General features: G+C 71.7%; 28 protein-coding genes. 10 read left to right on the top strand and 18 right to left on the bottom strand.

The features are described from left to right. Positions 1-75: 75 nt before the first annotated feature. Positions 76-978 (bottom strand): GNAT family N-acetyltransferase, encoded by a 903-nt coding sequence (locus H4696_RS37675; RefSeq protein WP_086858910.1) that lies wholly within the window; start codon positions 976-978, stop codon positions 76-78. Between the two features lie 152 nt (positions 979-1130). After that, the gene (locus tag H4696_RS37670; protein WP_086858909.1) at positions 1131-3557 is read right to left on the bottom strand and encodes a beta-glucosidase H; all 2427 of its coding nucleotides are present in this window, start codon (positions 3555-3557) and stop codon (positions 1131-1133) included. A 72-nt stretch (positions 3558-3629) separates the two neighbouring features. Between H4696_RS37670 and H4696_RS37665 the strand changes: the two genes are divergently transcribed. After that, entirely contained in the window at positions 3630-4211 is a 582-nt protein-coding gene (locus H4696_RS37665; RefSeq protein ID WP_086858908.1) for a TetR/AcrR family transcriptional regulator, read from the top strand. A 272-nt stretch (positions 4212-4483) separates the two neighbouring features. Here H4696_RS37665 and H4696_RS37660 read toward each other — a convergent pair whose 3' ends face one another. Then, positions 4484-4930 carry a MarR family winged helix-turn-helix transcriptional regulator gene (locus H4696_RS37660; protein ID WP_086858907.1) on the bottom strand — a complete coding sequence of 149 codons (447 nt, stop codon included), beginning with the start codon at positions 4928-4930 and terminating at the stop codon, positions 4484-4486. A gap of 49 nt (positions 4931-4979) precedes the next feature. Between H4696_RS37660 and H4696_RS37655 the strand changes: the two genes are divergently transcribed. The 3 genes from H4696_RS37655 to H4696_RS37645 all read left to right on the top strand — a co-directional run bounded on the left by H4696_RS37655 (position 4980) and on the right by H4696_RS37645 (position 8536). Continuing rightward, the gene (locus H4696_RS37655) at positions 4980-5447 is read left to right on the top strand and encodes a DUF1579 family protein (RefSeq protein ID WP_225955909.1); all 468 of its coding nucleotides are present in this window, start codon (positions 4980-4982) and stop codon (positions 5445-5447) included. 345 nt (positions 5448-5792) lie between these two features. Then, a complete protein-coding gene (locus H4696_RS37650; protein ID WP_086858928.1) occupies positions 5793-7670 on the top strand; it encodes an ABC transporter ATP-binding protein in 1878 nt (625 codons plus the stop codon). After that, a complete protein-coding gene (locus H4696_RS37645; RefSeq protein ID WP_192782757.1) occupies positions 7667-8536 on the top strand; it encodes an alpha/beta fold hydrolase in 870 nt (289 codons plus the stop codon). The genes H4696_RS37650 and H4696_RS37645 overlap by 4 nt, the downstream gene beginning before the upstream one ends. On the opposite strand, the gene H4696_RS37640 is transcribed toward H4696_RS37645, so the two are convergent. Beyond that, the gene (locus H4696_RS37640; RefSeq protein ID WP_192782756.1) at positions 8520-9275 is read right to left on the bottom strand and encodes a 2-keto-4-pentenoate hydratase; all 756 of its coding nucleotides are present in this window, start codon (positions 9273-9275) and stop codon (positions 8520-8522) included. The genes H4696_RS37645 and H4696_RS37640 overlap by 17 nt on opposite strands. Further along, the gene (locus tag H4696_RS37635) at positions 9272-10063 is read right to left on the bottom strand and encodes a 2-keto-4-pentenoate hydratase (RefSeq protein ID WP_086863908.1); all 792 of its coding nucleotides are present in this window, start codon (positions 10061-10063) and stop codon (positions 9272-9274) included. Before H4696_RS37635 ends, H4696_RS37640 begins: the two co-directional genes overlap by 4 nt. Positions 10064-10202: 139 nt before the next feature. Here H4696_RS37635 and H4696_RS37630 point away from each other — a divergent pair, with 139 nt between their 5' ends. From H4696_RS37630 to H4696_RS37620, 3 genes are read left to right on the top strand one after another with little or no spacing between them, the layout of a single operon-like run. Then, entirely contained in the window at positions 10203-10706 is a 504-nt protein-coding gene (locus tag H4696_RS37630) for a VOC family protein (RefSeq protein ID WP_169735135.1), read from the top strand. 56 nt (positions 10707-10762) lie between these two features. Further along, entirely contained in the window at positions 10763-11335 is a 573-nt protein-coding gene (locus H4696_RS37625) for a hypothetical protein (protein WP_086863906.1), read from the top strand. Positions 11336-11358: 23 nt separating this feature from the next. Next, the gene (locus H4696_RS37620) at positions 11359-11760 is read left to right on the top strand and encodes a CoA-binding protein (protein WP_086863905.1); all 402 of its coding nucleotides are present in this window, start codon (positions 11359-11361) and stop codon (positions 11758-11760) included. Here H4696_RS37620 and H4696_RS51345 read toward each other — a convergent pair. The 13 genes from H4696_RS51345 to H4696_RS37555 all read right to left on the bottom strand — a co-directional run bounded on the left by H4696_RS51345 (position 11757) and on the right by H4696_RS37555 (position 20321). Then, positions 11757-12272 (bottom strand): NHL repeat-containing protein, encoded by a 516-nt coding sequence (locus H4696_RS51345; protein WP_192782755.1) that lies wholly within the window; start codon positions 12270-12272, stop codon positions 11757-11759. The genes H4696_RS37620 and H4696_RS51345 overlap by 4 nt on opposite strands. Before the next feature lie 74 nt (positions 12273-12346). Beyond that, the gene (locus tag H4696_RS37610) at positions 12347-12907 is read right to left on the bottom strand and encodes a GvpL/GvpF family gas vesicle protein (protein ID WP_192782754.1); all 561 of its coding nucleotides are present in this window, start codon (positions 12905-12907) and stop codon (positions 12347-12349) included. After that, positions 12904-13221, bottom strand: coding sequence for a gas vesicle protein GvpJ (gene gvpJ, locus H4696_RS37605; protein ID WP_192782753.1), 318 nt, complete (start codon positions 13219-13221; stop codon positions 12904-12906). Before gvpJ (H4696_RS37605) ends, H4696_RS37610 begins: the two co-directional genes overlap by 4 nt. 1 nt (position 13222) lies before the next feature. Next, positions 13223-13438: a gas vesicle protein GvpK gene (gene gvpK / locus H4696_RS37600; RefSeq protein ID WP_192782752.1), complete on the bottom strand. Its 216-nt coding sequence runs from the start codon at positions 13436-13438 to the stop codon at positions 13223-13225. After that, the gene (gene gvpJ / locus H4696_RS37595; RefSeq protein WP_192782751.1) at positions 13435-13623 is read right to left on the bottom strand and encodes a gas vesicle protein GvpJ; all 189 of its coding nucleotides are present in this window, start codon (positions 13621-13623) and stop codon (positions 13435-13437) included. Before gvpJ (H4696_RS37595) ends, gvpK begins: the two co-directional genes overlap by 4 nt. Then, on the bottom strand, positions 13616-14344 hold the full coding sequence (locus H4696_RS37590; protein WP_192782750.1) for a GvpL/GvpF family gas vesicle protein: 729 nt from the start codon (positions 14342-14344) through the stop codon (positions 13616-13618). Before H4696_RS37590 ends, gvpJ (H4696_RS37595) begins: the two co-directional genes overlap by 8 nt. Next, the gene (locus tag H4696_RS37585; protein WP_476693083.1) at positions 14341-14619 is read right to left on the bottom strand and encodes a gas vesicle protein; all 279 of its coding nucleotides are present in this window, start codon (positions 14617-14619) and stop codon (positions 14341-14343) included. Before H4696_RS37585 ends, H4696_RS37590 begins: the two co-directional genes overlap by 4 nt. Positions 14620-14627: 8 nt before the next feature. Next, positions 14628-14957, bottom strand: coding sequence for a gas vesicle protein GvpO (gvpO, locus tag H4696_RS37580; RefSeq protein ID WP_211299851.1), 330 nt, complete (start codon positions 14955-14957; stop codon positions 14628-14630). Between the two features lie 185 nt (positions 14958-15142). Next, entirely contained in the window at positions 15143-15823 is a 681-nt protein-coding gene (locus H4696_RS37575; protein ID WP_086865501.1) for a response regulator transcription factor, read from the bottom strand. After that, a complete protein-coding gene (locus tag H4696_RS37570; protein WP_249027288.1) occupies positions 15823-17211 on the bottom strand; it encodes a sensor histidine kinase in 1389 nt (462 codons plus the stop codon). The genes H4696_RS37575 and H4696_RS37570 overlap by 1 nt, the downstream gene beginning before the upstream one ends. Positions 17212-17424: 213 nt before the next feature. Continuing rightward, positions 17425-18129: a type 1 glutamine amidotransferase gene (locus tag H4696_RS37565; protein WP_086860406.1), complete on the bottom strand. Its 705-nt coding sequence runs from the start codon at positions 18127-18129 to the stop codon at positions 17425-17427. Further along, positions 18122-19351: a MurT ligase domain-containing protein gene (locus H4696_RS37560; RefSeq protein ID WP_192782749.1), complete on the bottom strand. Its 1230-nt coding sequence runs from the start codon at positions 19349-19351 to the stop codon at positions 18122-18124. Before H4696_RS37560 ends, H4696_RS37565 begins: the two co-directional genes overlap by 8 nt. Positions 19352-19412: 61 nt before the next feature. Further along, positions 19413-20321 (bottom strand): NADP-dependent oxidoreductase, encoded by a 909-nt coding sequence (locus H4696_RS37555; RefSeq protein ID WP_086860408.1) that lies wholly within the window; start codon positions 20319-20321, stop codon positions 19413-19415. 79 nt (positions 20322-20400) lie between these two features. On the opposite strand from H4696_RS37555, the gene H4696_RS37550 reads away from it, so the two are divergent. The 3 genes from H4696_RS37550 (at position 20401) to H4696_RS37540 (ending at position 23859) form a co-directional block, all read left to right on the top strand. Next, positions 20401-20976 (top strand): TetR/AcrR family transcriptional regulator, encoded by a 576-nt coding sequence (locus H4696_RS37550; protein ID WP_086860410.1) that lies wholly within the window; start codon positions 20401-20403, stop codon positions 20974-20976. 272 nt (positions 20977-21248) lie between these two features. Further along, positions 21249-22031 carry an IclR family transcriptional regulator gene (locus H4696_RS37545; protein WP_086860412.1) on the top strand — a complete coding sequence of 261 codons (783 nt, stop codon included), beginning with the start codon at positions 21249-21251 and terminating at the stop codon, positions 22029-22031. Between the two features lie 148 nt (positions 22032-22179). After that, complete coding sequence (locus H4696_RS37540; RefSeq protein ID WP_086860414.1) at positions 22180-23859, top strand: L-lactate permease; 1680 nt, start codon at positions 22180-22182, stop codon at positions 23857-23859. Positions 23860-23867: the final 8 nt, after the last annotated feature.

Below are 23867 nucleotides of genomic sequence, written 5' to 3'. Positions count from 1 at the left end.
TCGCTCTAGCGACGCTACCGCCGCCTCTTTCACAGGGAAAGTGCCGGGCGGCACTTTCCCTGTGAAAGTTCCGCCTCAGACCAGGTCGATGCGGTGCTGCGTCACCGGGTAGCCCGCCTTCGCGAAGGCCTTGGCCATCGGGACGTTGCCGACGTCGGTGCCCGCGACGATCCGGTCGGCGCCGCGCCCGGCCAGTTCGTGCGTGGCCTCGACCAGCAGGTCGTACGCGTAGCCGTGGCCCCGGTGCTCCGGCACGACGGCGATGTAGCCGACCACCGGGTCGTAGACGTTGCGGGTCGGCAGGCTGAGCCCGACGAGCTCACCTTCGGGCGTGTACGCCAGCCGCCACCAGTCCCGCGGGGCCGGCATCCATTTCATGATGTCGAGGTCTTCCTGGGCGGCGACGTCGAGCCCGTGCTCCTCGACCGTCTTCCGGACGTGCGCGTCGAGGCTGCCGACGTGCACGCGCTTGAAGACCTCGAGGATGACGTCGTCGTCCGGCTCGGGCCGGAACTCGAGCCGGCCCGGCTTTTCGGGGAGGCCGTTTTCCGGCGTCCAGCAGAACCGGTAGCGCTCGACGAGCTTGCGGTAACCCGCCCGCTCCGCCGCCTCGACCCGCGTGGTCACTTCGTGGGCGACGTCCGGGTCGTCCTGCCACGTGGGCGGCGTGGTCAGCGCGTACTCCGCGCGCAGCGGCGCCGTCTTCAGCAGGTGGACGCCCGCGTCGAAGTCGGTGAAGTCGAACCAGTCCAGTGCGATCGGTTCCTCGTCGCCGGGCTTGGCCCACCAGGCGGCCCGCGCCACGACGACGTCGTCGCGCAGTGCCACCCAGGTCCATTCGGGCCGGTATTCGCCCTGCTTCGCCATCTCGATGAAGTCGTTGCCGAGCAGCGTGCGGCCGACGAGGCCGCGGTCGGGCAGGGAGGTGAAGAGTGTTTCTTCGCCCGCTTCGAGCGGGCGCACGACCAGTTCGGTCATGGAGGTCCTTCCAGGAGTTCGCGCTCCCGGTCTACAGACCCGGCACCCTCGATCCGGGGTGGGAGCGCGTGATCGGTTGCGTGATCATCGGTCCCACCTCCTTTCGTCGATCATGGGTGCCTGCGTGAACTTAGAGGCCTTCTCGCCGCGCGTCAACGGATTTTCTGGAGGACGATCCGCGTGCTCAGCCGCGGCTCGGCGTAGGAGTGCGAAGCCTCCAGGACGTACTCGCCCGCGATGTGCCGCCAGCCGTCCCGCCAGGTTTCGGCGGACCTCGGCGTGATGACGATGTCGGTCTCGACCGCTTCGCCGGGCCCCGCTTCGACGCTGGCGAACCCCGCGAGCCAGCGGTCCGGCCGGTCGCCGCGCTCGGTCGGGGCCAGGTAGAGCTGGACGACCTCGCGGCCCCGCCGCTTCCCGGTGTTGCGCACGCGGACCCGGACGCGGGCGCCACCTTCCTCGTCCGGGTAGCCGTCGAGTTCCTCGTACGCCCAGGTCGTGTAGCCCTGGCCGTGGCCGAACCAGTAGGCGGGCGGCCGGTCGGAGCGGGCCCAGGCGCTGTAGCCGATGTGGACGCCTTCGCCGTATTCGAGTACGCCTTCGTTGGGAGTCACGTCGGTGACGGGCGCGTCTTCGAGCTTCGCCGGCCAGGTCGTCGGCAGGCGGCCGCCGGGTTCTTCGCGGCCGAAGAGGACGTCGGCGAGCGCGTCGCCGCCGGCCTGGCCGGGGAACCAGGTGAGCAGCACCGCGGCGACGTCGTGGCGCCACGGCAGCTCGACCGGGGAACCGGCGTTGACGACGACCACGGTGTTCGGGTTGACGGCCGCGACCCTGGCGACCAGCTCGTCCTGCCGGCCCGGCAGCGCGAGGGAAGTCCGGTCGAAGCCCTCGCTCTCGACCTCGGCGGTGGTGCCGGCCACGACGACCGCGACGTCCGACTTAGCCGCCAGGGCAACGGCCTCTTCGAGCGCGGCGTCCGGGTCCAGGACCGGGCCGCGGTGGCCGAGCGCGAACGTCACCCAGGCGAAGCTGCCCCTGGCGAACTCCGCCATCTCCGACGGGATCCAGTACGTCAGGCTGACGTCGACGAGTTCGCCCGCGGTCAGGTCGATCTCCCGGCGCTGCTCGTTCACCTGCATGACCGAGGTGAAGACGTCCCCGCCGGGCGGCAGGTTCACGCCGTCGAAGAGGGTCCGGCCGGCGACGGTGAGGCGGAGGTCGCCGGGCCCGGTGACGGCGAAGGTGTGCGTGCCGGTCCGCTCCGGCAGGTAGGTGCCTTCGATCTCCACCGAAGCCAGGGTGTTGAGGTCGAGCCCGGGCGGCAGTTCGCCGATCCACGTGATTTTGGCTTCCCGGAGCGGAAATTCAGCCAATCGGGTGCCATCGGCGGCTTTGGCGATCGCGCGGAGCCGGAAATTGTCGGTGGCCGGCGGTAGCGTCGTGCGCGGATCGGCACCGGTGGCGAAAGCCAGTTCGGTGCCAGGGGGAACGGCCTTACGAAGGCCGTCGAGAGGGGAGACGACGTGAGCGGGGAACACCGTGGCACTGCCGCCGCCGAGGATCTTCGGATCTTCGGCCAGCGCGCCGATGAGAGCGATGCTCCGCGGCTGCTTGAGCGGCAGCACGCCGGTTTCGTTGCTGAGCAACACGAAAGACCGGTGCGCGATCTCGCGCGCGATCGCGTCACCGTCCATTTCGGACTGCCGGGCGGCCGGACTGCCTTCGAGCGCGCCGGTCCGGTGGGCGAGCAGGAGTACGCGGCGGACCATGTCGTCGACGACGCTCTCGTCGACTTCGCCGCCACGAACGGCTTCGGCGAGCCGCGCGCCGAAAACCGTGCGGGGGCCGGGCATCGCGACGTCAAGGCCGCCGTTGGCGGAGGCGACGGTGTCGCGCGCGGCCAGCCAGTCGGAAACGACGAAGCCGTCGAAGCCCCATTCGCCGCGCAGCACGCCGTTGAGCAGTTCGGTGTGCTGGGTCATCGTGGTGCCGTTGACGCTGTTGTAGGCGGCCATGATCCCCCACGGCTTCGCGCGCCTCACGATGAGTTCGAAGGGCGCGAGGTAGAGCTCGCGCAGCGCGCGTTCGCCGACGTGGACGTCGGCGGTGAAGCGTTCGGTCTCGAAGTCGTTGGCGACGAAGTGCTTGACCGTGACACCGACCCCGCCGTCCTGCACGCCGGTGACGTAGCCGGCGCCGATCATCCCGGTGAGGAGGGGATCTTCCGAGTAGCACTCGAAGTGGCGGCCGCCCAGCGGTGAGCGCTGGAGGTTGACCGTCGGCGCGAGCAGCACGTGCACACCCTTGCGGCGGGCTTCCTGCGCGAGCAGGCGCCCGGCGCGCACGGCGAGCCGCGGGTCCCAGCTCGCGGCGAGCGCCGTCGGGCTGGGGAGCGTCACGGAGGGGTCGTCCTGGCTCCAGCGGACCCCGCGGACGCCGACCGGGCCGTCGGAGAGAACGATGGAGTCCAGGCCGATGTCCGGCAGGGCGGGCAGGCTCCAGACGTCCTGCCCGGCGAGCAGGCTCGCCTTGGCGTCCAGGTCGAGCTCGGCCAGCAGCGCGTCGACGTCGAAGCTCATGGGCACACTCTACCTGGCGGCGAGTAGTGAAAGTTATGGTTTCGTGACGGTGAGTCCCGTAGGCTCGGGATCATGACCCGGGCCAGGGGCGCCGACCGCCGCGCGAGCATCGTCCGAGCGGCCTTCGAAGTGATCGCCGAACGCGGCTACCGCGGCACCTCACTGGCCGCGGTCGCCGAGCGCGTCGGCCTGACCCAGCAAGGGCTGATGCACTACTTCCCGACGAAGGAAGACCTGCTCACGGCCGTCTTGGAGACCCGGGACGAGTGGGACCTCCTCCACTTCGGCCACGCCCCACCGGGCGACGAGTCGTCGATGACGGTCAACCAGCTGGCCGACCTGGTCGACTACAACGCCACCCGGCCGGGCATCGTCCAGACGTACACGGTCCTGTCAGCGGACAGCGTCACCGAAGACCACCCGGCCCGCGAGTACTTCCACGACCGCTACGCCCGCGTCCGGGCGGGCATGACCCAGATGCTGGAACGCCACCGCGACGAACTCCCCCCGGGAACGACGCCGGAGCAACTGGCCCCGATCGCCATCGCCGTCCTCGACGGCTTGCAACTGCAGTGGCTGCTCGACCCGGACGAGGTCGACATGTCCACCGGCTTCCGCACGTTCCTGACAATGCTGGGCATCAAGCCGGACTGACCCTCCCGCGCCGCCGGATGCCATGACCTTGCGGGCGGTGACCGATGTGGCTGCTGGGTCTGGCGTTCTGGTCCCGGATGCCCCCAATGTGGCGTTCGGTGCGTCCAACGCACCCAACGCCACATTGGGGCACATCCGCTAGCCGCCTCGGCCTGACTTTGCCGGGGCCCTGTCGTCCGGCGCCAGGAAAGAGTCGTTCACGACGTTCGGCAAGCTCCCGCCCGCACCGGCATTCCCCCGGTGACGCCCTGGTTGCTTTGCCGCAAGCCCCCTCACAACAACCGCGGCTGGGCCGTCAGCTCCCGCAGGCGCCGCAGCGTGCGCAACGTCGTCTCCAAATCCTCCTGCGACACCTCCGCCGCCACCCCCTCCGCCCACTCGACCTGCGACCGCCCCAGCTCCCGCATCGCGTCCTTCGCCCGCCGCGTCAGCGACAACAGCGGCGCCCGCGCGTCACCCGGGTTCGGCAGCCGGTCGAGCATCCCGTTGCGCAGCAACCGGTTCACCGTCTCCTGCACGCTCTGCCGCCGCAGCCCCCGCCGTCGCGCGACCTCCGCGGCCGTCGCCGGGCCGTCCTCCAGGAAGCCGAGCACCTGCCACTGCGCCGCCGTCAGGCCGACCGGTTCGGTCAGGGCGTCGCCCGCCGCGAGGAAGCCGCCGTTGCACGCGAACACCGCGTCGATCACCCGGGTGAACGTCTCGGCTCGATGGGACCGCATGCGTGCTAGTCTCGCATATCGACAGGCACCTGTCGAAATGGAGACGACCATGGACATGCCCGCACTGGGCCCCGCACACGACGCGCTGAAGGCCTTCGTCGGCGACTGGACCGGCACCGAGGAACTCGCCGCCTCGCCGTGGGCGCCGGCGTCGACCGCGCACGCCGAATGCGGATACCGCTTGACCCTCAACGGGTTCGCGCTGGTCCAGGACTACCGCCAGCGCCGCGAAGACGGGGCGGAGTTCCTCGGCCACAACGTCTTCACCGCCGACCCGAACACCGGCGAGACGCTCTGGTACGGCTTCGACAGCTACGGCTTCCCACCCGATTCCCCCGCCCGCGGCGGCTGGACCGGCGTCACACTGACCCTGGAGAAGAAGACCGCCCGCGGGGTGGCCCGGCACCGGCTCACCCCGGACGGGGACACGCTGACGCACGAAATCGACGTCAAGATGGGTGAAGACCGCGAATTCAGCCCATTCCTGCGAGCGCGGTACACGCGCACCGAGCAGTAGGGGAAACGGGTGACGCCCCTCCCCCCTGAACCGAGGACGTCACCCGTTTCCGGTCTCTACCAGCGCATCCGCAGAGGGCGCGCTATTTCACAACAATGATTAGTTATTCAGTGTTGCGCACTTTCGAGCTGTGCAGCGAGTGTGTCTCCCGGTAGTGCCGGAGGCCTAGGGAAAACGATTACTTTCACTCGAACGGCCTAGCTCCGATCACCGCCCGCACCCGGCCCCGCACGCAACGGACTCCCGGAATTGTCGTACCCCCGGAGTACAGATGAACACGTGGCCAGACCCGCAGAACCGAAGCCCACGGACTCGCCCCCGCTGATCGGGGTCGAGAACGTGAAGATGCCCGAATGGGCCCGCGTCGACGAGCGCGTGGCCGCCGCGGGCTTCGGCGAGGCCGTGCGCGCGCTGCCCACCGCGATCTCCGTCGTGCTGCGGCTGGCGTGGCGCACTTCGCCGCGGCTGACCTTGCTGGCCGGTTTCGTGCACGTCGTTTCCGGCTGCGTCACGGCGTTCGGGCTGCTCGCCACCGCGAACGTCTTCACCGCGCTGCTCGAACAGGGCCCGACGCCGGACCGGGTGCTGCAGTCGCTGCCCGCGCTCGCGGTCGTCATGGGCTCTTACGCGGCGCGCGCGACGCTGGACGCGGCGGTGGCCGCCGTCGAGGGCGCGCTGCGGCCGCGCGTCACCGCGGCGGCGGACGATGCCGTGACGGCGTCGGTGGTGCACGTCGGGCTGATCGCGTTCGAGGACGCGGACTTCCGCGAACTGGCGCGGCAGGGCGCCCGGTTCGGCGTCCGGGCCATCGAGACGAGCCTGCGCCGGCTGGCCGACCTGACGTCGTCGGCGATCTCGCTCGCGGCGGCGATGATCACGGCCGGCCTGCTGAACCCGTGGCTCGCGCCGGTGCTCCTGCTCGCCGCGGCGGCCGACGGCTGGGCCGCCGCGCGCGTCGCGAAGCTGAACTACCGGCACTTCCTCGACACGGTCGGGCGCAACATCCGCAAGTCGGTCGTCGAGGAGGTCGCCACCTGGCGGTCGATGGCCCTCGAACGGCACGCGTTGACGCTGCAGGAGCCGCTGCTCGGCGAGTACCGGCGCATCTCGCGCAGCCTCGCGCTGGAGGAGATCCGGCTGGCGCACCGCAGCAACCTGGTGCGCACGACCGGCCGGGCGGCGGCGGGGCTGGGCACGGCGGTGGCGTACCTGGTGCTCGGCTGGCTGCTCTACACCGGCGCGATGGAGCTGGCGCTGGCCGGCACGGCGGTGCTGGCGATGCGCACGGCGTCGACAGCGCTGTCCAACACCATGCGCGCGATCAACTCGCTGTACGAGGACTCCTTCTACATCGGGTTCTACAACCAGCTGCTCGCGGAATCGCTGAAGCGCCGGCCACCGGAGACGTCGCTGACCGCGCCACCCGACCCGGAAGAGATCCGGCTGACGGGCGTCACGTTCACCTACCCGGGCCGCGAAACCCCGGCCCTGCGGGACGTTTCGCTGACCATCCGGCGCGGCGAGGTCGTGGCACTGGTCGGCGAGAACGGCTCCGGCAAGACCACGCTGGGCAAGCTGCTCACCGGGCTCTACCCACCGGACGAGGGCACCGTCCACTGGGACGACATCGACCTGGCCCGGGCCGACCCGGCCTCGGTGCACGCGAACATCGCGGTGATCGCCCAGGAACCGGCGGAGTGGCCGATGACGGCGGCGAACAACATCACGGTCGGCCGCCTCGGCCGCGCGGACCTGGACCGCCGGGCGTGGCGGGAAGCGGTGGACCACTCGGGCGCGGACGAGGTGATCGCTTCCCTGCCCGCGAAGGAGAACACGATGCTGTCGAAGAAGTTCGACGAAGGCCACGACCTGTCCGGCGGCCAGTGGCAACGCATGGGCATCGCCCGCGGCATCTACCGCGACGCCTCGATCCTGGTGGCCGACGAACCGACCGCGGCACTCGACGCCCGCGCCGAAGCCCGGGTGTTCGCCGGCCTCCAGCACGCGAGCACGTCCCACCGCGGCCGCCGCACCACGGTCCTGGTCACCCACCGCCTGGCCAACATCCGCTCGGCGGACCGCATCCTGGTCCTGGAGAAGGGCAGGCTGATCGAGGAGGGCACCCACGCCGACCTGATCCGCGCGGGCGGGGTCTACCACGAGCTGTACGAGATCCAGGCCCGCGCGTACCGCAACGGCACCGAAGCGGCGGAGGCCCGATGACCGAGCAGCTGACCAGCGTCAACGGCATCGAGCTCTGCCACGAATCCTTCGGTGACCCGGGCGATCGCCCCCTCCTGCTCGTCATGGGCCTGGCCGCACCGATGATCTGGTGGGACGAAGAGTTCTGCGAAACCCTGGCCGCCCAAGGCTTCCACGTGATCCGCTTCGACAACCGGGACGCCGGACGCTCGACCCGCCTACGCGGCCGGGCCAACCTGGCGCAGGCCTACCTGCTCCGCACCGCGCCGTACTCCCTCGCCGACATGGCCGACGACGCCGTCGGCCTGCTCACGGCGCTCGAGATTCCAGCCGCTCACGTCGTCGGCGCGTCCATGGGCGGAATGATCGCGCAGACCCTCGCGATCCGGCACCCGTCGCGGGTCCTCTCACTGACGTCGATCATGTCCAGCACCGGCGGCCGGTTCGTCGGCCGGCCGAGCGCCCGCGCGATGTCGATGCTGCTCGCCGCGCCGCCACGCGATCGCGACGCCTACGTCGAAATGCTCCTGCGCACGTTCCGCCTGATCGGCTCCCCCGGCTACCCCTTCGACGAAGCCCGCATGCGAGACCGCGCCGAACGCACCTACGACCGCGGCGTCCACCCGGGCGGCGCGGTCCGCCAGCTCGCCGCGATCATGGCCGACCGCGACCGCGCGCCGAAGTTGCGGAAGCTAACCACCCCCACCTTGGTCGTCCACGGCGCCCGCGACCCACTGGTCCATGTTTCCGGCGGCCGCGCCACCGCGCGCGCCATCCCGGGCGCCGCCCTCGACGTCGTACCGGGGATGGGCCACGACCTGCCTCGGGCCGTGTGGCCTCGCATCATCCGGGGCATCGAGCGGATCGCGGTCAAGCGGACAGCGTGATCGACCCCAGGTGCGAGAAGTGCGCCGCCACCCGAGATCCGCGGCGGAGCGGCACCGCGTCCGTCATCCCGCCGGTCAGCACCAGCCACCCCGGCTCCAGCGCCAAACCCCGCGCCGCCAAAGAATTCGCGGCCAACGCCAGAGCCTCCGCCGGATGGCCCTGGACCGCCGCGCCGGTGGCCGTGTCGACGATCTGGCCGTCGACCTCCAACAGCGCCGCCTCCAACGACAAGTCCAGCGAGGCGGGCGGCAATCCCACCGGGCCGACGCCGAAGTACGCCGACGAGCCGTTGTCCGCCACCGCGTCCGGCAACGTGAAGCGGTAGTCCGCGTAGCGGCTGTCGATGACCTCGATGCCGCCGTACACCCGGTCGACCGCGGCCAGCGCCGTTGCCGCGGTCACGCCGGGACCGGCCAACCGGCGGCCCAGCACGAAGACCAGCTCCGGCTCGGCACGCGGGTGGATCAGCGAAGGCACCGGCACCCCCGCGGGCAGCACCATCGCGTCGGTGAGCCAGGCCAGCAGCGGCGAATCGATGCCCATCCGCTGCTGCTTCGCCCGTGACGTCAGGCCCAGCTTCACGCCGATCAGCGTTTCGCCGCGGGCACGTCGCTGCCGCAGGGCCTCGTCTTGGATCGCGTACGCCGTGTCGACGTCGAGGTCCGGCCACTCCTCCGACAGCGGCGAACGCTCCGCAACCGTTCCGAGCAGCGCCGCGGCCGCCTCGCGCACGTTCATGATTCCTCCGAGAAGACCGCGGTGACGCTGCCGAGGCCGGCGATGGTCGCGACGATCGTGTCGCCCGGCGACACCGGGATCGCCCGGGTCATCGACCCCGGCAGCACGACGTGCCCCGGCTCCAGCGTGACCCCCAGCGGCCCGACCGTGTTCGCCAGCCACACCAGCGAGTTCAGCGGCGAGCCGAGCACCGCGCCGCCCGCGCCCGTCGCCGCCACCGACCCGTTCTGGTAGAGCACGCAGCCGGCCAGGCGCAGATCCACCGCACCCAGCGCGGTCGGGCTGCTGCCCAGGACCACGCCGCCGGACGAGGCGTTGTCGGCGATCGTGTCGAAGAGGGAGATCTTCCAGTCGCGGATGCGGGAGTCGACGATCTCCAGCGACGGCAGCACGAAGTCGACCGCGCGCACCGCGTCCGCCACCGTCACGCCGGGGCCGCGCAGCGCCGAGCCGAGCACGAACGCGATCTCCGGCTCGATGCGGGGCTGCAAGAACGCCGACGTCGGGATCGGCTGGTGCTCCAGGTGGAACATGCTGCCGGTCAGGTGCCCGTAGTCGGGCTGGTCGACGCCCATCTGCCGCTGCATCGCCGCCGAGGCGAGGCCGACCTTGTGCCCGCGGACGGCGTCGCCGTCCGACGTCCAGTGCCGCACCTGCTCCTGCTGGATCCGGTACGCGTCCTCGACGGTCGCCTCCGGGAACAGCTTGATCAGCGGCTCGGCCGGCTCGCGCGTCGCGTAGGCCCGCGCCAGTACGGCGGCGGCCTCCTGCACCTTGCTGACGTCCACGCACCGGACTCTGCCCGGCGCGCACCCCGCGCACAACCCTCGGTGTTCCACCCAACGGAACTCTCGCCAGGCAACCTCTTGCGCGCAAGATAATCTGGGCGTACCGTTCGAAGCACCACCAGGAAGGGACGTGAGGGACATGGCACCGACCCAGGCCGAGGTCGCCAAGCTCGCCGAAATCCGGGACGAGCTGCGCGAGCGCCACCTGCGCCCGGCCGCCGACCGCCCGGCGACGAACGGGCGCGGCATCCACCACACCGCGCTGATCTCCAGCGACGTCGAGCGGACCATCGAGTTCTACCAGGACGTCCTCGGCTTCCCGCTCACCGAGCTGATCGAGAACCGCGACTACCCTGGCTCCAGCCACTTCTTCTTCGACGTCGGCAACGGCAACGCGGTCGCCTTCTTCGACCTGCCCGGCCTGGACCTCGGCCCGTACGCGGAAGTCCTCGGTGGACTGCACCACCTGGCCCTCTCCGTCACCCCCGATCGGTGGAGCGCGATCAAGGACAAGCTCGACGAGGCCGGCGTGCAGTACCTGCTGGAGAGCGAGACGTCCATCTACCTGTCCGATCCGGACGGTGCCCGCGTCGAGCTGATCTCCGACCCGCTTGGCGAGATGTACGGCGAGAAGATCGGCTGAAAGCGTGTTCCGGGCGTCGCGCGCCGCATACCCTGTGCGCGACGTCTGGAGGTTCGATGTCCGACTGGTCCCTGTCCCGCGCGAAGGCGCGGCTCGATCGCCGTGAGCAGCTCGACGAGCTCACCGCGCGCACCCGGTTCGAGGTGCGGCTGCACCTGAACGAGCCGGCCACGAACGGCAGCTACGACGAGCTGACCAGCATCTTCGCCATCGGGCACGGCGAGTGCGCCGCGCTGCTGGCCCACCACCGGCTGCTGCCGTGGTGGGAGCGCTCGCTGCTGTTCCGGTACGCGCGGCGGATGCACGGCAAGGCGATCACGCGCAGCGTCGGCGTAGTGCCCGCCGAGATCGCGCCGCAGGCCGCCCGCGCCTTCGGGGCCGAGATCGCCGAACTCGCGCCGGACTCGGGGGACACCGGCGCGAAGTACGACCTGCAGGGCCGGGGCCTGCTGACGGTGTTCCGCATCGCCGTCGGCGCCAAGGGCGAATTGTGGCCGGACCGCCACGAGGTGGCGACGACGTCCGCCCGCAACATCCTGACCTGCGCCGCCACCTTCGCCCGCCGGAAGCCGTGGCACGTGCTCTGGCCGGTTTACCGCGTGCGCGGCCTGCGGCTCTGGAAGCTTTGACGCCCGCCGGGCGTTCTCCCGGCATGAACGCAGAGGAAATCCTCGCCGGCGCGAAGACCATCGCCGTGGTCGGGCTGAGCCGCGACCCGGCCAAAGCCGCCCACGGCGTCCCGGCGGTCCTGCAGGCGCACGGCTTCCGGATCATCCCGGTGCACCCGAGCGCGACCGAGCTGCTCGGGGAAAAGGTCTACCGGTCGCTGAAGGACATCCCGGAGCCGGTCGACCTGGTCGACGTCTTCCGCCCGTCGCCCGAGGCACCCGGCATCGCGCGCGAGACCGTCGAGATCGGCGCGAAGGCACTGTGGCTGCAGCAGGGCATCGTCTCCGCCGAAGCGCGCCGCATCGCCGAAGAAGGCGAGCTCGCCTACGTCGAGAACCGCTGCACCGCCGTGGTCCGCGCGACCGCCGCGATCTCCCGGAACTAGGCCGGCACTCCGAAGTGGACGATCCGGTGGTTGCCGGTGTCGGCGACCCAGACGCCGCCCGCGCCGTCGCCGGCACTGTCGCGCGGTGAGCTGACCCACTCGATGGCGTCGGGCAGCGCCGCGCCGGTCCGGGTGTCGAACCGCGCGACGCGGCCGCCGTCGTCCACCAGCAGCCGTCCGGCCGGGTCCACCGCGACCGCGCGGGGCCTGCCGAATTCGCCGAACCCGCGCACGAACCCGCCCCACCACGTGTACTGCACGACCCGGCGGTTGCCGGTGTCGGCGACGTAGACGTTGCCCGCGGCGTCGACCGCGATCCCCTCGGGCGCCTTGAGCCGCCCGGCGATGACGCGCACGAGCGCACCGCCGCGGGTGAAGGCCTGCACGCGGTCGTTGCCGGTGTCGGCCACCCACACCCGCCCGCGCGCGTCGACCGCGATCCCCGACGGCGCGCGGAACCGGCCCGGCCCGGAGCCGGGCCCGCCGATGGCGGCGAGCTCACTGGTGGTCACGGCGCCAGGATCGCCGATCGCGGGCGGTCACGACCAGTACCGAAAAGAGTGTTCAACAGCTGTTCCGCCCGCGCTCACCAGCTCCAGCGGGAGCACGTCCGGCGCTCGAGGAAGCTGTACGCGGGCAGCGGCCCGAGCCAGTCAGCCTGGACGCCGCCGCCGTGCCCGAGCCCGGCGACGGCGTCCCGGACGACGAGCAGGTCACCCAGCCCGACCAGGAACGCCCACCGCTCGTCGGCGGACTCGCCCGCCGGCAGCGCCACCGAGTCGCGGGCCCGTTCGGCGACCTCCGACAGCAGCCCGTCCGAACGCGCCGAGCGCCACGCCGACCCGGGCTCGGTGAACCGCAGGCAGACGTGCACCTCGGCCAGCCCGTCCAGCCGGTCGAGGTCGGCGCGGTAGGTGTCGGCGGCCGGGGCGAGCACCTCGGCGCGGACGGCCTCCTCGTCCTCCGCCGCCGTGCCGAACCGGACCGGCAATACCGGGCCGCCCTCGACGAGCGCGGACACCACCGCGAGGTGCACCGCCGGGTCGGGCTCGGGGTCGCCGACGACCATGGCCAGGTCGTCCCAGCACACGGTGCGCGGCGCCCGCGGGTGCCCGGCGCGCACGACGCCGTAGAGCTGCAGCGTCACGGCTGTTCGACGGGAACGGCCGGTTCGACGGGCACCGCCACGGCGGGGGTGGGCGGCGGGGGTGGGATCAGCCCGGTCGTCTGGCCGAGGCCTTGCGAGATCTGACCGGGCACGGGCGTGCTCTGCAGGCGCTGCATCGCTTCGAGGTAGCGGATGTAGGTGTCGACGCTGGCGATCACGATCCGGGCCTCGATGGCCAGCAGCTCGATCCCGATCACCGACACCCGCACCGACGCGTCGATCACGAGTCCCTTGTCCAGCAGGATGTCCAGCGTGTCGGCGAGCCCGCCGCCGGTCTGCCCCGGTCTGGTCAACTCAGGTCCTTTCGTCGAGGGCGGCCCGGATCTCGGCGAACCGGCGATCCAGGTCGATCAGGGCCTGCCCGAGGTCTTCGACCTGGGCGGGTGTGAGGCTGTCCAGGCGCCGCAGCGCCTGCCGTTCGAGCACCTCGCGGAGGATGTCGAGCACGGTGACGACGAGGTGCCCCAGCCCGCGCCCGGCGTCGGCGGGCAGCCGGACGGGCTCGGTCATCCCGGCGCCTCCTCGAGCCCGAGCAGCAGCAGCCGCAGGTCGAGCCGGACGAGGTCGATGCCGGCGAGCGAGATGATCACGTCCCCGGTGACGACGGCGCCGCGGTGCACGACCCGGTCGAGCAGGTCGGCGACGGCTTCGGCGGGCGAGTCCGTGGTCAAGCGCACCACTTCCGCGTCAGCCATCCGCCGCACCCAGCTCCACGTCGGTGAACGAGTAGGGCGGCCACGGCCCCGAGGTCTCCACCGTCGCGCCCGCCGCGCGCAGCTCGCGGGCGAACCACTCGAACTCCGCGTGGAACGCCGCTTCCCGGCCGGTTTCCACCAGGAACGCCGTGTTGAGCAGCACCCCGTGCGGCCGCGCCCGGCCGATGCTGTCGGTGGCGTGGCGGCGCAGTGCTTCCTCGAGCCGGCCGGCGGCCGCCAGCACTTCTTCGCGGCCACGCTGGATCGCCTTCAGGCGTTCGCGGCGCCGGACGAGGTACTGCGTGCCCGTCAGGCCCGTCGCGTCCGGGCGGCTGGTCGCGGCGGGCTCGGTGTGGCGGATTCGGACGCCCCACTCGCGGTGCCCGTCGACCTCGTCGAGGCACGTGCGCGCCTGCTCGTACCCCGCTTCGAGGAGCCGGACCGCGGCGGCCTCCCCGTCCAGGACCGTGCCGAACCGCAGCGGCAGCACGGGTTCGTGGCGGAACACCGCGCGCACCACCGCGTCGTGCTCGCGGGCCAGCTCGGCGAGCGCGCCGTCGACCGGGTCGAGCGTGTCGATGCGGTCGAAGCGGGCCGGGGACGCCTCGGCGACGACGACCCCGAGGTCGCGGTAGCCGATCAGCCGTGGCGACTCCCCGATGTCCAGCGCGGGCCGGTTGCGCGTGATCGCGTACGCGCAGAGCCAGTTCTTGGTGCTCACCGCGGTCTTTCCCCTTCCGGCAGCACCGGCTCCGGTCCGGCGTTTTCGAGTTCGGGACGGACGGCGTTGGGGGCGAAGAACGGGTCGCCGGTCCACCAGTCCATCCCCATTTCCTTCGCGGTCTGCGCGGAAGCGATGAAGAGCCGGATCCGCAGGGTCAGCAATTCGACGTCGACGACGCTGACCCCGATGTCACCGGCTATCACGACCCCCTTGTCGAGTACGCGTTCCAGAACGTCCGCCAACGAATCGGACGAAGCGGCCAATCGTGTCACCTCTCCTTTCACAAATCGGTGGCGCCGCGGGTGAAGCGCCGCAGCCGCTCGCACGCACCGAGTTCGCCGGTCCCGTCGACGTCCACCCGGTAGGTGGCCATCACGCTGGTGGAATCCGGGATCCGGGCCAGCTCGACAACGTCGACGAGCACGGACCAGCCGCCGTCGGCGCGGCTGCGGACGCCCGTCACGGCGTGCGGGACCAGCCCGGTCACCACACCGAACTGCTCCTTCGCGGCGCCAATGGCGTCGGCAGCACGCAACCGGGGAACGGATTTCCCGGCGCGGTCCGGAATATCGTTGTTTGACGCAAGGAACGGCTCTGGCGATTCACTCATCGCTTTCCTGGGTCGCGGGTGGGTGCCCACCGTAGCAACGGGCACAACTCCCCGAGGTAGCGGTGCGGGACGGTATTTTTCACCGGTTCGCGGTAATGAATGGGCGCAATGCGGCAACCGGCGGCGGCAAACGGCGCAGTGCCGGGACACCCGGCGGAACCAATGCGCCGGATTCGCCCGGTAGATTACGATCGAGTAACGTCCACCAGCCGGTATCCGACACCCCGGACCGTCTCGATGGTGCGGGTGCCGAACGGCGTGTCGATCTTGCGCCGGAGGTACCCGATGTAGACCTCGACGACGTTCTCGTCGCCGTCGTAGTGCGCGTCCCAGACGTGGTTGAGGATCTCGTTCTTCGTCAGCGCGGTACCCGGCCGCCGCAGCAGGAACTCCAGCAACCCGAACTCCCGCGCGGTCAGCTCGATCCGCTTTTGTCCTCTGTGGACGGTTCGCGCGGACGGGTCGAGCCGCAGGTCGCCCGACTCCAGCACGGCCGGGCGGGCCGGCGCGCCCCGGCGCAGCAGCGCGCGCAGCCGGGCGATGAGCACGACGAACGAGAACGGCTTCGAGAGGTAGTCGTCGGCGCCGAGGTCGAACGCGTCGGCTTCGTCGTACTCGCCGTCCTTGGCCGTGAGCATCAGCACCGGCGTCCAGTTTTCCGCCGCCCGCAAGCGTTTCAGCACCTCGTAGCCGGACAGCTCGGGCAGCATGATGTCGAGCACGACGACGTCGTACTCGTGCTCGGTCGCCCGCCAGAGCCCTTCGCGGCCGGTGTGGGCGACGTCGGTGGTGAAGCCCTCGGCGACCAGCCCGCGCCGCAGCGTCTCCGCGAACTCGCGCTCGTCCTCCACGATCAGCAGGCGCACTACTCCTCCTTCGGCACGGCGATCACCGGCAGCTCGATCACGAACCGCGCGCCCGGCTCCCCGGGGTCCGCGCAGCGCGCCCGGCCGCCGTGGCGGGCCGCGATGCCGGCCACGATCGGCAGGCCCAGCCCGGTGCCGCCGTGCCCGCGCTGCCGCGACGCGTCGAGCCGGACGAACCGCTCGAAGATCCGTTCCCGGTCGGCTTCCCCGACGCCGGGCCCGTCGTCGGTCACCTCGACCACGGCGAGGTCGCCGCGCACCGCGCTGCTGACTCGGATGCGCGACCGCGCGTGCCCGCGGGCGTTGTCGACCAGGTTCCGCACCGCCCGCCGCAGCTGGGCCTCGCTGCCGCGGACCTTCGCCGGCCCGGCCCGGACCTCGACGTCCAGCGCGCCTTCGCCGCGGACCCGCTCGGCTTCGGCGCGGACGATGTCGTCGAGGTCGACCTCGGTGCGCTGCGGCCGGTCGGTGGCGTCGTCGGTGCGGGCCAGCATGAGCAGGTCGTCGACGAGCTCGCGCAGCCGCGCGGTTTCGCGGGCGATCACCGGCACCAGGTCGCGGGTGCTTTCCGGGTGCCGCCCGGAGACGTCGATCGCGGTGCTGATGGTCGAGAGCGGCGAGCGCAGCTCGTGGCTGGCGTCGGCGACGAACCGGCGTTGCGCGGCCTGCGCGGACGCCAGCCGGGACAGCATTTCGTTGAGCGTGACGGCCAGCCGGTGTACCTCGTCCCCACCTGGCGGCAGCGGCACGCGCGCGGCGAGGTCGCGCGTCGAGATCTCCGCGACGGTCCGCCGCATCCGCTCGACCGGCCGCAGCGCCGAGCCGACCGCGCGGTACACGGCGAGGCCGGAGATCGCGAGCAGCGGCACGGCGATCAGGCCGAACAGCAACGTCAGCCGGGTCGACGCCTCGGTCACCGGCTCCAGCGAGCGCGCGGAGATCACCGTGAACGGCCCGCCGGGCCCGTTCACCTCCTGCGACACCACGCGGTAGTCGTCGCTGTCGCCGTTCAGGCCGAGCGGCAGCGTCTCGATGGTCTCGTGCCCGACGACCGGCCGCGCGGCGGTCAGCGGCGGGTGCCCGACGATCGCCGGGTCGCTCGCGATCGGCACGCCCCGCGCGTCCAGCACCTGCGTGACGGCTTCGGTGTCACCGGTGCTGGCGACGTCGCTCGCGCTGAGGTCGCGCGCGCCTTCGCGGACGAGCTGGATGGCGACCTGGCGGCCGGTGCTGCGGGCACTCTCGGTGACGCTGCGGTCGAGCGACTCCTCGAGCAGCAGCACGACGACCACCCCGGCGGCGGCGATGGCCAGCGCGAGCGCCAGCACCGCCACGGCGGTGGTGCGCATCCGGACGCCGGTCGCGGCGATCACCCTGCCCAGCTTCACCAACGCAGCGTAACCGCGAACCGCCGCCACCCGCGGTTCCGCCGCGGTTACGTCCACCGGGTCACCGCCGGCGCCGGTCCACCCGACCACCCCAATGTGGCGTTGGGTGCGTCCAGCGCACCCAATGTGGCGTTCGGTGCGCTGGACGCACCGAACGCCACATTGGGGCGCTTGCCGCGGGTGGCGGCGGTGGGCGGGGCTACGGGCACCGGGTCACCGCCGGCGCCGGGTCGCGGTGAGCCGCTCGGCGCGCAGGCGGTCGACCTCGGGCACCTCCAGCGGCGGCAGCGGGTGCCCCGCCACCCAGCTCAGCAGCAGGTCCGCCAGCACCGGGTTGCGGGCCAGCGCCGGGCCGTGCAGGTACGTGCCGATGACCCGGTCCGTCACCGCGCCTTCCGTGCCGTCCCCGTTGCCCGTGCCGCGCACGACCGTCCCGAGCGGCTCACTGTCCGCGCCGAGCTTGCTGACGCCCAGGTGGTTCTCGAAGCCGGTGAGCGGTTCCGGGAGCAGCCCGGACGACGTCGCCACCAGCTCGGCCACCGCGCGCCGCTCGCCGGGTTCCGTGGTGACGTCGAGCAGGCCCAGACCGTCGTGCTCGACGCCGTCGAGGCCGCGGAAGCGGGTGCCGAGCACCTGCAGGCCCGCGCAGACGCCGAAGATCACCGCGCCGCGCGAGCGCGACCGCCAGTGCTTGCGCAGGTGGGCGGCGGCCAGCGCCTGTGCGCCGTCCTCACCGCCGCCGAGCAGGTACAGGTCCAAAGTGGACGGTACCGGCTCGCCCAGCCCGACCGGCACCACCTCGGCGTCGAGCCCACGCCAGCGCAGCCGGCGGCAGAGCACCTGCGCGTTGCCGGTGTCGCCGTACGTGCCCAGCACCTCCGGCAGCAACAGTCCGATGTGGACGACCGACTCAGCCACCGGGCAGCCGCCCGACCAGGTCGCGGAAGGCGGTGTAGTTGGCGACCAGCTCGACGCCGCCGGGCGGAAGGCCGTCGATCGCGGCGACCGGGTCCGGCTCGGTCCAGTGCGCGACTTCGGCGTAGCAGAGCCGGACGGAGAGATCGGCGCCGCGCTCGCCGGTGACGACCACCTGGCGCCCGCGCAGCCGCTCGAAGTGCACGTCCCAGAGCCAGGACAGGTCCCGCCCGTCGGCTTCCTGCGCGTTCACCGCGACGATCACCGGCGTGTCCTCGTCCAGCACGCGCAGCGTTTCGACCCAGCCGGCCGGGTTCTTCGCCAGCATCAGCCGCACGGAGTGCCGGGACCGGCGGATCGTGCGGTAGCGGCCGCCGATGTCGGTGATGGTGCGCAGCCGGGCGGCCGCGGTGTGCGGCGGCACGCCGAGCCGGTGCGCGGCGGCCAGCGCGAGCGCCGCGTTGGCCCGGTTCGCGTCCCCCGGCAGCCGCAGGTCGAGGTCGACCTGGCGGCCACCGGGGGTGCGGACGAGGTCGCCCTCGAGGGTCCAGCCGGGCTCCGGGCGGGCCAGCCCGCAGCCGCAGCTCCAGTCCTTGCCGTGGAACCCGACGAGGCCGTCGCACCGCGGGCACGCCGTCGAGTCGCCGGTCCAGCGCCGTCCGGTGCTCACCCACACCGGCCGCTCGGCCGCCGTCGCGGCGGACGTCACGAGGACGTCGTCGCAGTTCGCGACGACCACCGTGGCCGGCAGCGCGGCCAGCGTGGCACGCAGGTCGCGTTCGGTGGCGCGGACCTCGCCGACGCGGTCGAGCTGGTCGCGGCTGAGGTTCAGCAGCACCACCACGGCGGGCTGGAGCTGCCCGGCCACCCACGGCACGTGGGCCTCGTCGACTTCGAGGACCGCGTAAGGCGCGTCCGGACGGGCGGCCAGCGCGGCGAGGACGCCGTCGGGCATGTTCGAGCCGTCGCTGTTGGCGGCGACCTCGGCCAGCGCCTCGAGCGCGCGGGTGAGCATGAGCGACGTCGTCGTCTTGCCGTTGGTGCCGGTGACCAGCACGACGGTCCGCTCCCGCCCGAGCCGGCGCAGCGCCCGCGGGTCGAGGGCGAGCGTGACGCGGCCGCCGATCATGCCGCCGCGGCCGAGCCCCGAACTGCGGGACAGCCAGGCGGTCAGCCGGCCGGCGGCCACGGACGCGCGGGTGCGGAAGGGGTTTCGGGCGCTCATCGGTGCGGATGGTGCCTCGCGGGCGCTGTGAGTTCCCTGAGTCCGTGGCCCGCGTCTCGCCTCAGAGCGTGACGACGACCTTGCCGTGCACGTGCCGCCCGGCCTGCAGCTCGACCGCGTCGCGGATCTTCTCGACCGGGAAGACCGCGGCGACGGGCACGGTCAGCTCGCCGCCGGCGATCGCGGCGGCGATGCGCGCGAGCTCGCCGGGTCGTGCGTCGGCGCCCCCGGTGGCGCGCACGCCGCCGGGCGGGGTGGGACCGGCGGCGATGGTCGAGATCCGCTCGGGCGGCACGCCGAGGGCCAGCGCTGCCTCGGCCGTTTCGGTGCCGAACAGGTCGGTCGCCGCGGTCACGCCGCGGTCCCGGACCCGGTCCGCCAGGCCGGGCCCGTAGGTCACCGGCTCCGCGCCGAGTTCCCGCAGGAAGCCGAACGTGCTCTCCGACGCGGTGCCGATGACAGTGGCGCCGGCGAGCTTCGCGAGCTGGACGGCGAAGATGCCCACGCCACCGGCGGCCCCGCCGATCAGGACGGTGTCGCCGGCGCGCAGGCCGATCGCCGCCAGCGCCGCGGCCGCCGAAGAGCCGGCCACCGGGAGGGTGCTCGCCACCTCGTCGCTGACCTCGTCCGGCGTGGCGAAGAGCGAGTCCGATTCCTGGATGACGACGAAGTCGGCGACGGCCCGCCCGAGCGCGCCGCCGTGGACGCGGTCGCCCGCGGCGAACTTCGTGACGCCGGGCCCGACCTCGTCGACGACGCCGGCGAAGTCGTACCCGAAGCCGGAGGGCAGCGTGATCCCGAACTGCGCGGCCGCCTCGGGCCGGGCGGCGAGACCCCAGTCCATCGGGTTCAGCCCGGCCGCGGTGACGCGCACGCGCACCTCGCCCGGGCCGGCGTGCGGTTCCGGCACCTCACGCAGCTCCAGGACTTCGGGACCACCGAACTTCTCGTAGACGACGGCTCGGCTCATGAGGACCTCCAACACAGTGATGAGACTTGGTCCCATCACCGTACACCGATGACGGGACCAAGTGCCGTAAACTGGCCCCATGGCCCGCTGGCAACCGAACGCCCCGGAGCGGCTGAGCAAAGCCGCCCTGGAGCTGTTCGCCGAGCGCGGCTACGAGAACACGACGGTGATCGACATCGCGGAGCGCGCCGGGCTGACGAAGAGCACCTTCTTCCGGCACTTCCAGGACAAGCGCGAAGTGCTCTTCGGCGGCGGCACCATGGCCGGCCTGCTCGCCGGGGCGATCGCCGCGGCGCCGGAAACGGCGGGCCCGCTCGAAGCCGTCGCGGAAGCGATGGACGCGGTCGGCCGCACGGCGTTCACGCCCGAACGCCGTGAGTTCGGCGCCCTCCGGCGGGCGGTGATCGACGCGAACCCGGAACTGCGGGAGCGCGAAGCGCTGAAGGGCCTGGCCCTCACGGCGGCGATGGCCGACGCCCTCAAGCGGCGCGGCGTCCCGGATCTGACCGCGTGCGTCGCCGCGGAACTCGGCGCGCTCGCGATGAAGCTCGCCCACGAACGCTGGAGCGACGGCGGCGAGTTCGGGGAATCCGCGCGGCAGGCACTCGGCGAGGTACTGGCGGCCGTTCCGGCTTTCACGACATTTTCGCGCTGACCCACTTGATTCAGGTCCGTGAATGCGCATTCACGGACCTGAACGACAACGTTGTCGAACGCGTCGAACGCGCCTGTTCACACCCCCGCAACCGCCATAGGTAGGAAACTTAACCATCGGAGGTTGTACCTATTAGCATCCACAACTACTCGCATTTCTCCTGAGACGTTTCAAGATCTTCCGTACATACATCGGAGGTGTTACCGTCCAAACCCACCCAGCGGAAAGCCTTGCCGCTGAGCGGAAACCGGGAACGTCCAACGGAGGGCAACGTGGGACCGGAGCGCGGGCTGGAGAACAGCGGAACTCTCGAACGCGGACTCGCGGTGCTGGAGCACGTGGGCCGGCACCAGGAGATTTCCACCAATGCGATCGCGCGGCAACTGGGGCTTTCCCGCAGTGCCGCGTACCGGATCGTCGGCACCTTGAAGAACCTCGAGTACCTCGAAGCCGACCAGATCACCGGCCGCGTGCGGCTGGGAACGCGCCTGGTCGAGCTCGGCGCCCGCGCGATGGCGGCGACCGACCTGCACCGCTGCGCGCCGCGGTACCTCGCGTCGCTCGCGGAGCGCTCGGGTGAGACGACCTACCTGGCCGTGCCGGACAACGACACCATGGTCTACGTCGCGACCGAACGCAGCGCCAGCGCCGTGACGCTCGCCTGCCGCCTCGGCACGCGACGACCGCAGCACGCGACGTCGCTCGGGAAGGCATGGCTCGCCGCGCTGCCGGAGGTCGACCGCGCCGAGCGCGTGCGCCGGATGAAGCTGGATTCGCTGACCCTCAAGACGATCATCGACCCGCACCGCCTCCTCGACGAACTCGCGCGCACGAGCCGCCGGGGCTGGGCGATCGACGAGGTGGAGAACGAGCCGGACGTCGGCTGCGTCGCGGCCGCGGTCCGCGACCACTCGGGCCGCCCGATCGCGGCGATCAGCATCGCCGGACCGGCCCCGCGGGTACTGCGCCGCCTGGACGAACTCGGCGCATCGGTGGCGGGAACGGCGGCGGCGTTGTCGCTGCGGCTCGGTTTCGTGCGGAGCCGGCCGGCCTGATCTCGGGCGGTGGGTGCGGCCCGACCGGCGTTCCGTGCCCAGCCCAGTGTCTTGAATGAGTCATTCAGGTCACCAGTGGTCCTGAATGACTCATTCAAGACCTCCGCGCCACCCCCGATGTTCCCGCGACCCGGCGAAGGAGCCGACCGTGACCTGGATCCAGGACTACCAGCCGGCGGGCGGGCTGTGGGTTTCCGCGCTGCTCGCCGCGCTGCCGATCGTCGTTCTGCTCGTCGCGCTCGGCGTTGTCCGCTTCTCCGCGCACCTCTCCGCCGCGCTCGCGCTGGTCACCGCGCTCGGCGTCGCCCTTCTGCTGTACCGGATGCCGGCCGCGCTGGCGTTCGACTCCGCAGCCATGGGTGTGTGCTTCGGCGTGTGGTCGGTGGCCTGGATCGCGTTCCACGCCGTGTACTTCCACAACGTCACGGTGGCGACCGGCCGGTTCGACAGCATCAAGCGCGTGCTCGCCGGGTTCAGCGAAGACCGGCGGCTCCAGGCGCTGCTGATCGCGTTCGCCTTCGGCGCGCTGCTCGAAGGCGTCGCGGGTGGCGGGTCGCCGATCGCGATCACCGCGGCGATGATGGCCGCGCTCGGGTTCCCGCCGGTGAAGGCCGTCGTGCTGGCGCTGCTGGCGAACACCGCGCCGGTCGCGTTCGGCGGGCTCGGCAACCCGCTGATCGTGCTCGGGCGGCTCACCGCGCCGATCATGCACCTCAAGCAGGACCAGGCGACCGAGCTGTTCTCGGCGATGGTCGGGCGGCAGGTTCCCGTACTGGCGTTGATCATTCCGGCGTTCCTGGTCGTGGTGCTGGCCGGCTGGAAGCGCATGCTCGCGGTGTGGCCTGCGGTGCTGACCGCCGGGCTCGCGTTCGCGGCCATGCAGTTCGTCGCGTCCAACTACATCAGCGCCAGCCTCGTCGACGTCCTCGCCGCGCTCACCGCGATGGCCGCGCTCTGGGTGCTGACGCGGTTCTGGCAGCCCGCGAGCGTGTGGCGGTTCGACGGTGAAGAAAGCGCTGTCTCGACCACCGCGAAATCCGAGCGGCGCGCGCTTTACGCGTGGCTGCCCTACATCATCCTGATCCTGGCGATCTTCCTGTCGCGGATCGGCACGATCTTCAAGAACCTCCCCGCCTGGCTGGACCTGACGAAGCTGCTGCACAAGGCGGACTGGATCTTCGCGTGGCCGGGACTGCACAACCACGTGATCCAGCACCCGCCGATCACGGCGAAGAACACGCCCTACGCGGCGACGTTCACGGTGGACTTCCTGTTCTCGCCGGGCACGGTGGCGCTGATCGCCGCGGTCATCGCCGGCTTCGCGATGGGCGCGCGGCCGGGGTTGCTGCTCAAGACGTACCGGTCGACGCTGGTCCAGATGCGCTGGGCACTCGCGACGATCTTCATGATCCTGGCCATCGCGTTCGTGATGAACTACTCGGGCGCGACGCAGACGCTCGGCCTGGCCCTGGCGACGACCGGCGCGGTCTTCCCGCTGTTCTCGGCGTACATCGGCTGGCTGGGCGTGTTCCTGACCGGCTCGGACGCGTCGACGAACAGCCTGTTCGGCCCGATGCAGGTGATCTCGGCCCAGCAGCTGAACCTGAACCCGATCCTGGCCGGCGCGACCAACACCTCCGGCGGCGTGATGGGCAAGATGATCTCGCCGCAGAACCTGTCGATCGGCGCGACGGCGATCGGCCAGAGCGGCAAGGAGGGCTCGCTGCTGCGGCAGACGTTCCTGTGGTCCCTGCTGCTGACGGCCGTGGTCGGCGTGATTTCCCTCCTGCAGGCGACGGTCCTGACGGCGATGATCCCGTCGCCCTAGGCTGAGCG

This window comes from Amycolatopsis lexingtonensis (assembly GCF_014873755.1).
Taxonomy (GTDB): domain Bacteria; phylum Actinomycetota; class Actinomycetes; order Mycobacteriales; family Pseudonocardiaceae; genus Amycolatopsis; species Amycolatopsis lexingtonensis.
This window is presented reverse-complemented; position numbering and strand designations above follow the sequence as displayed.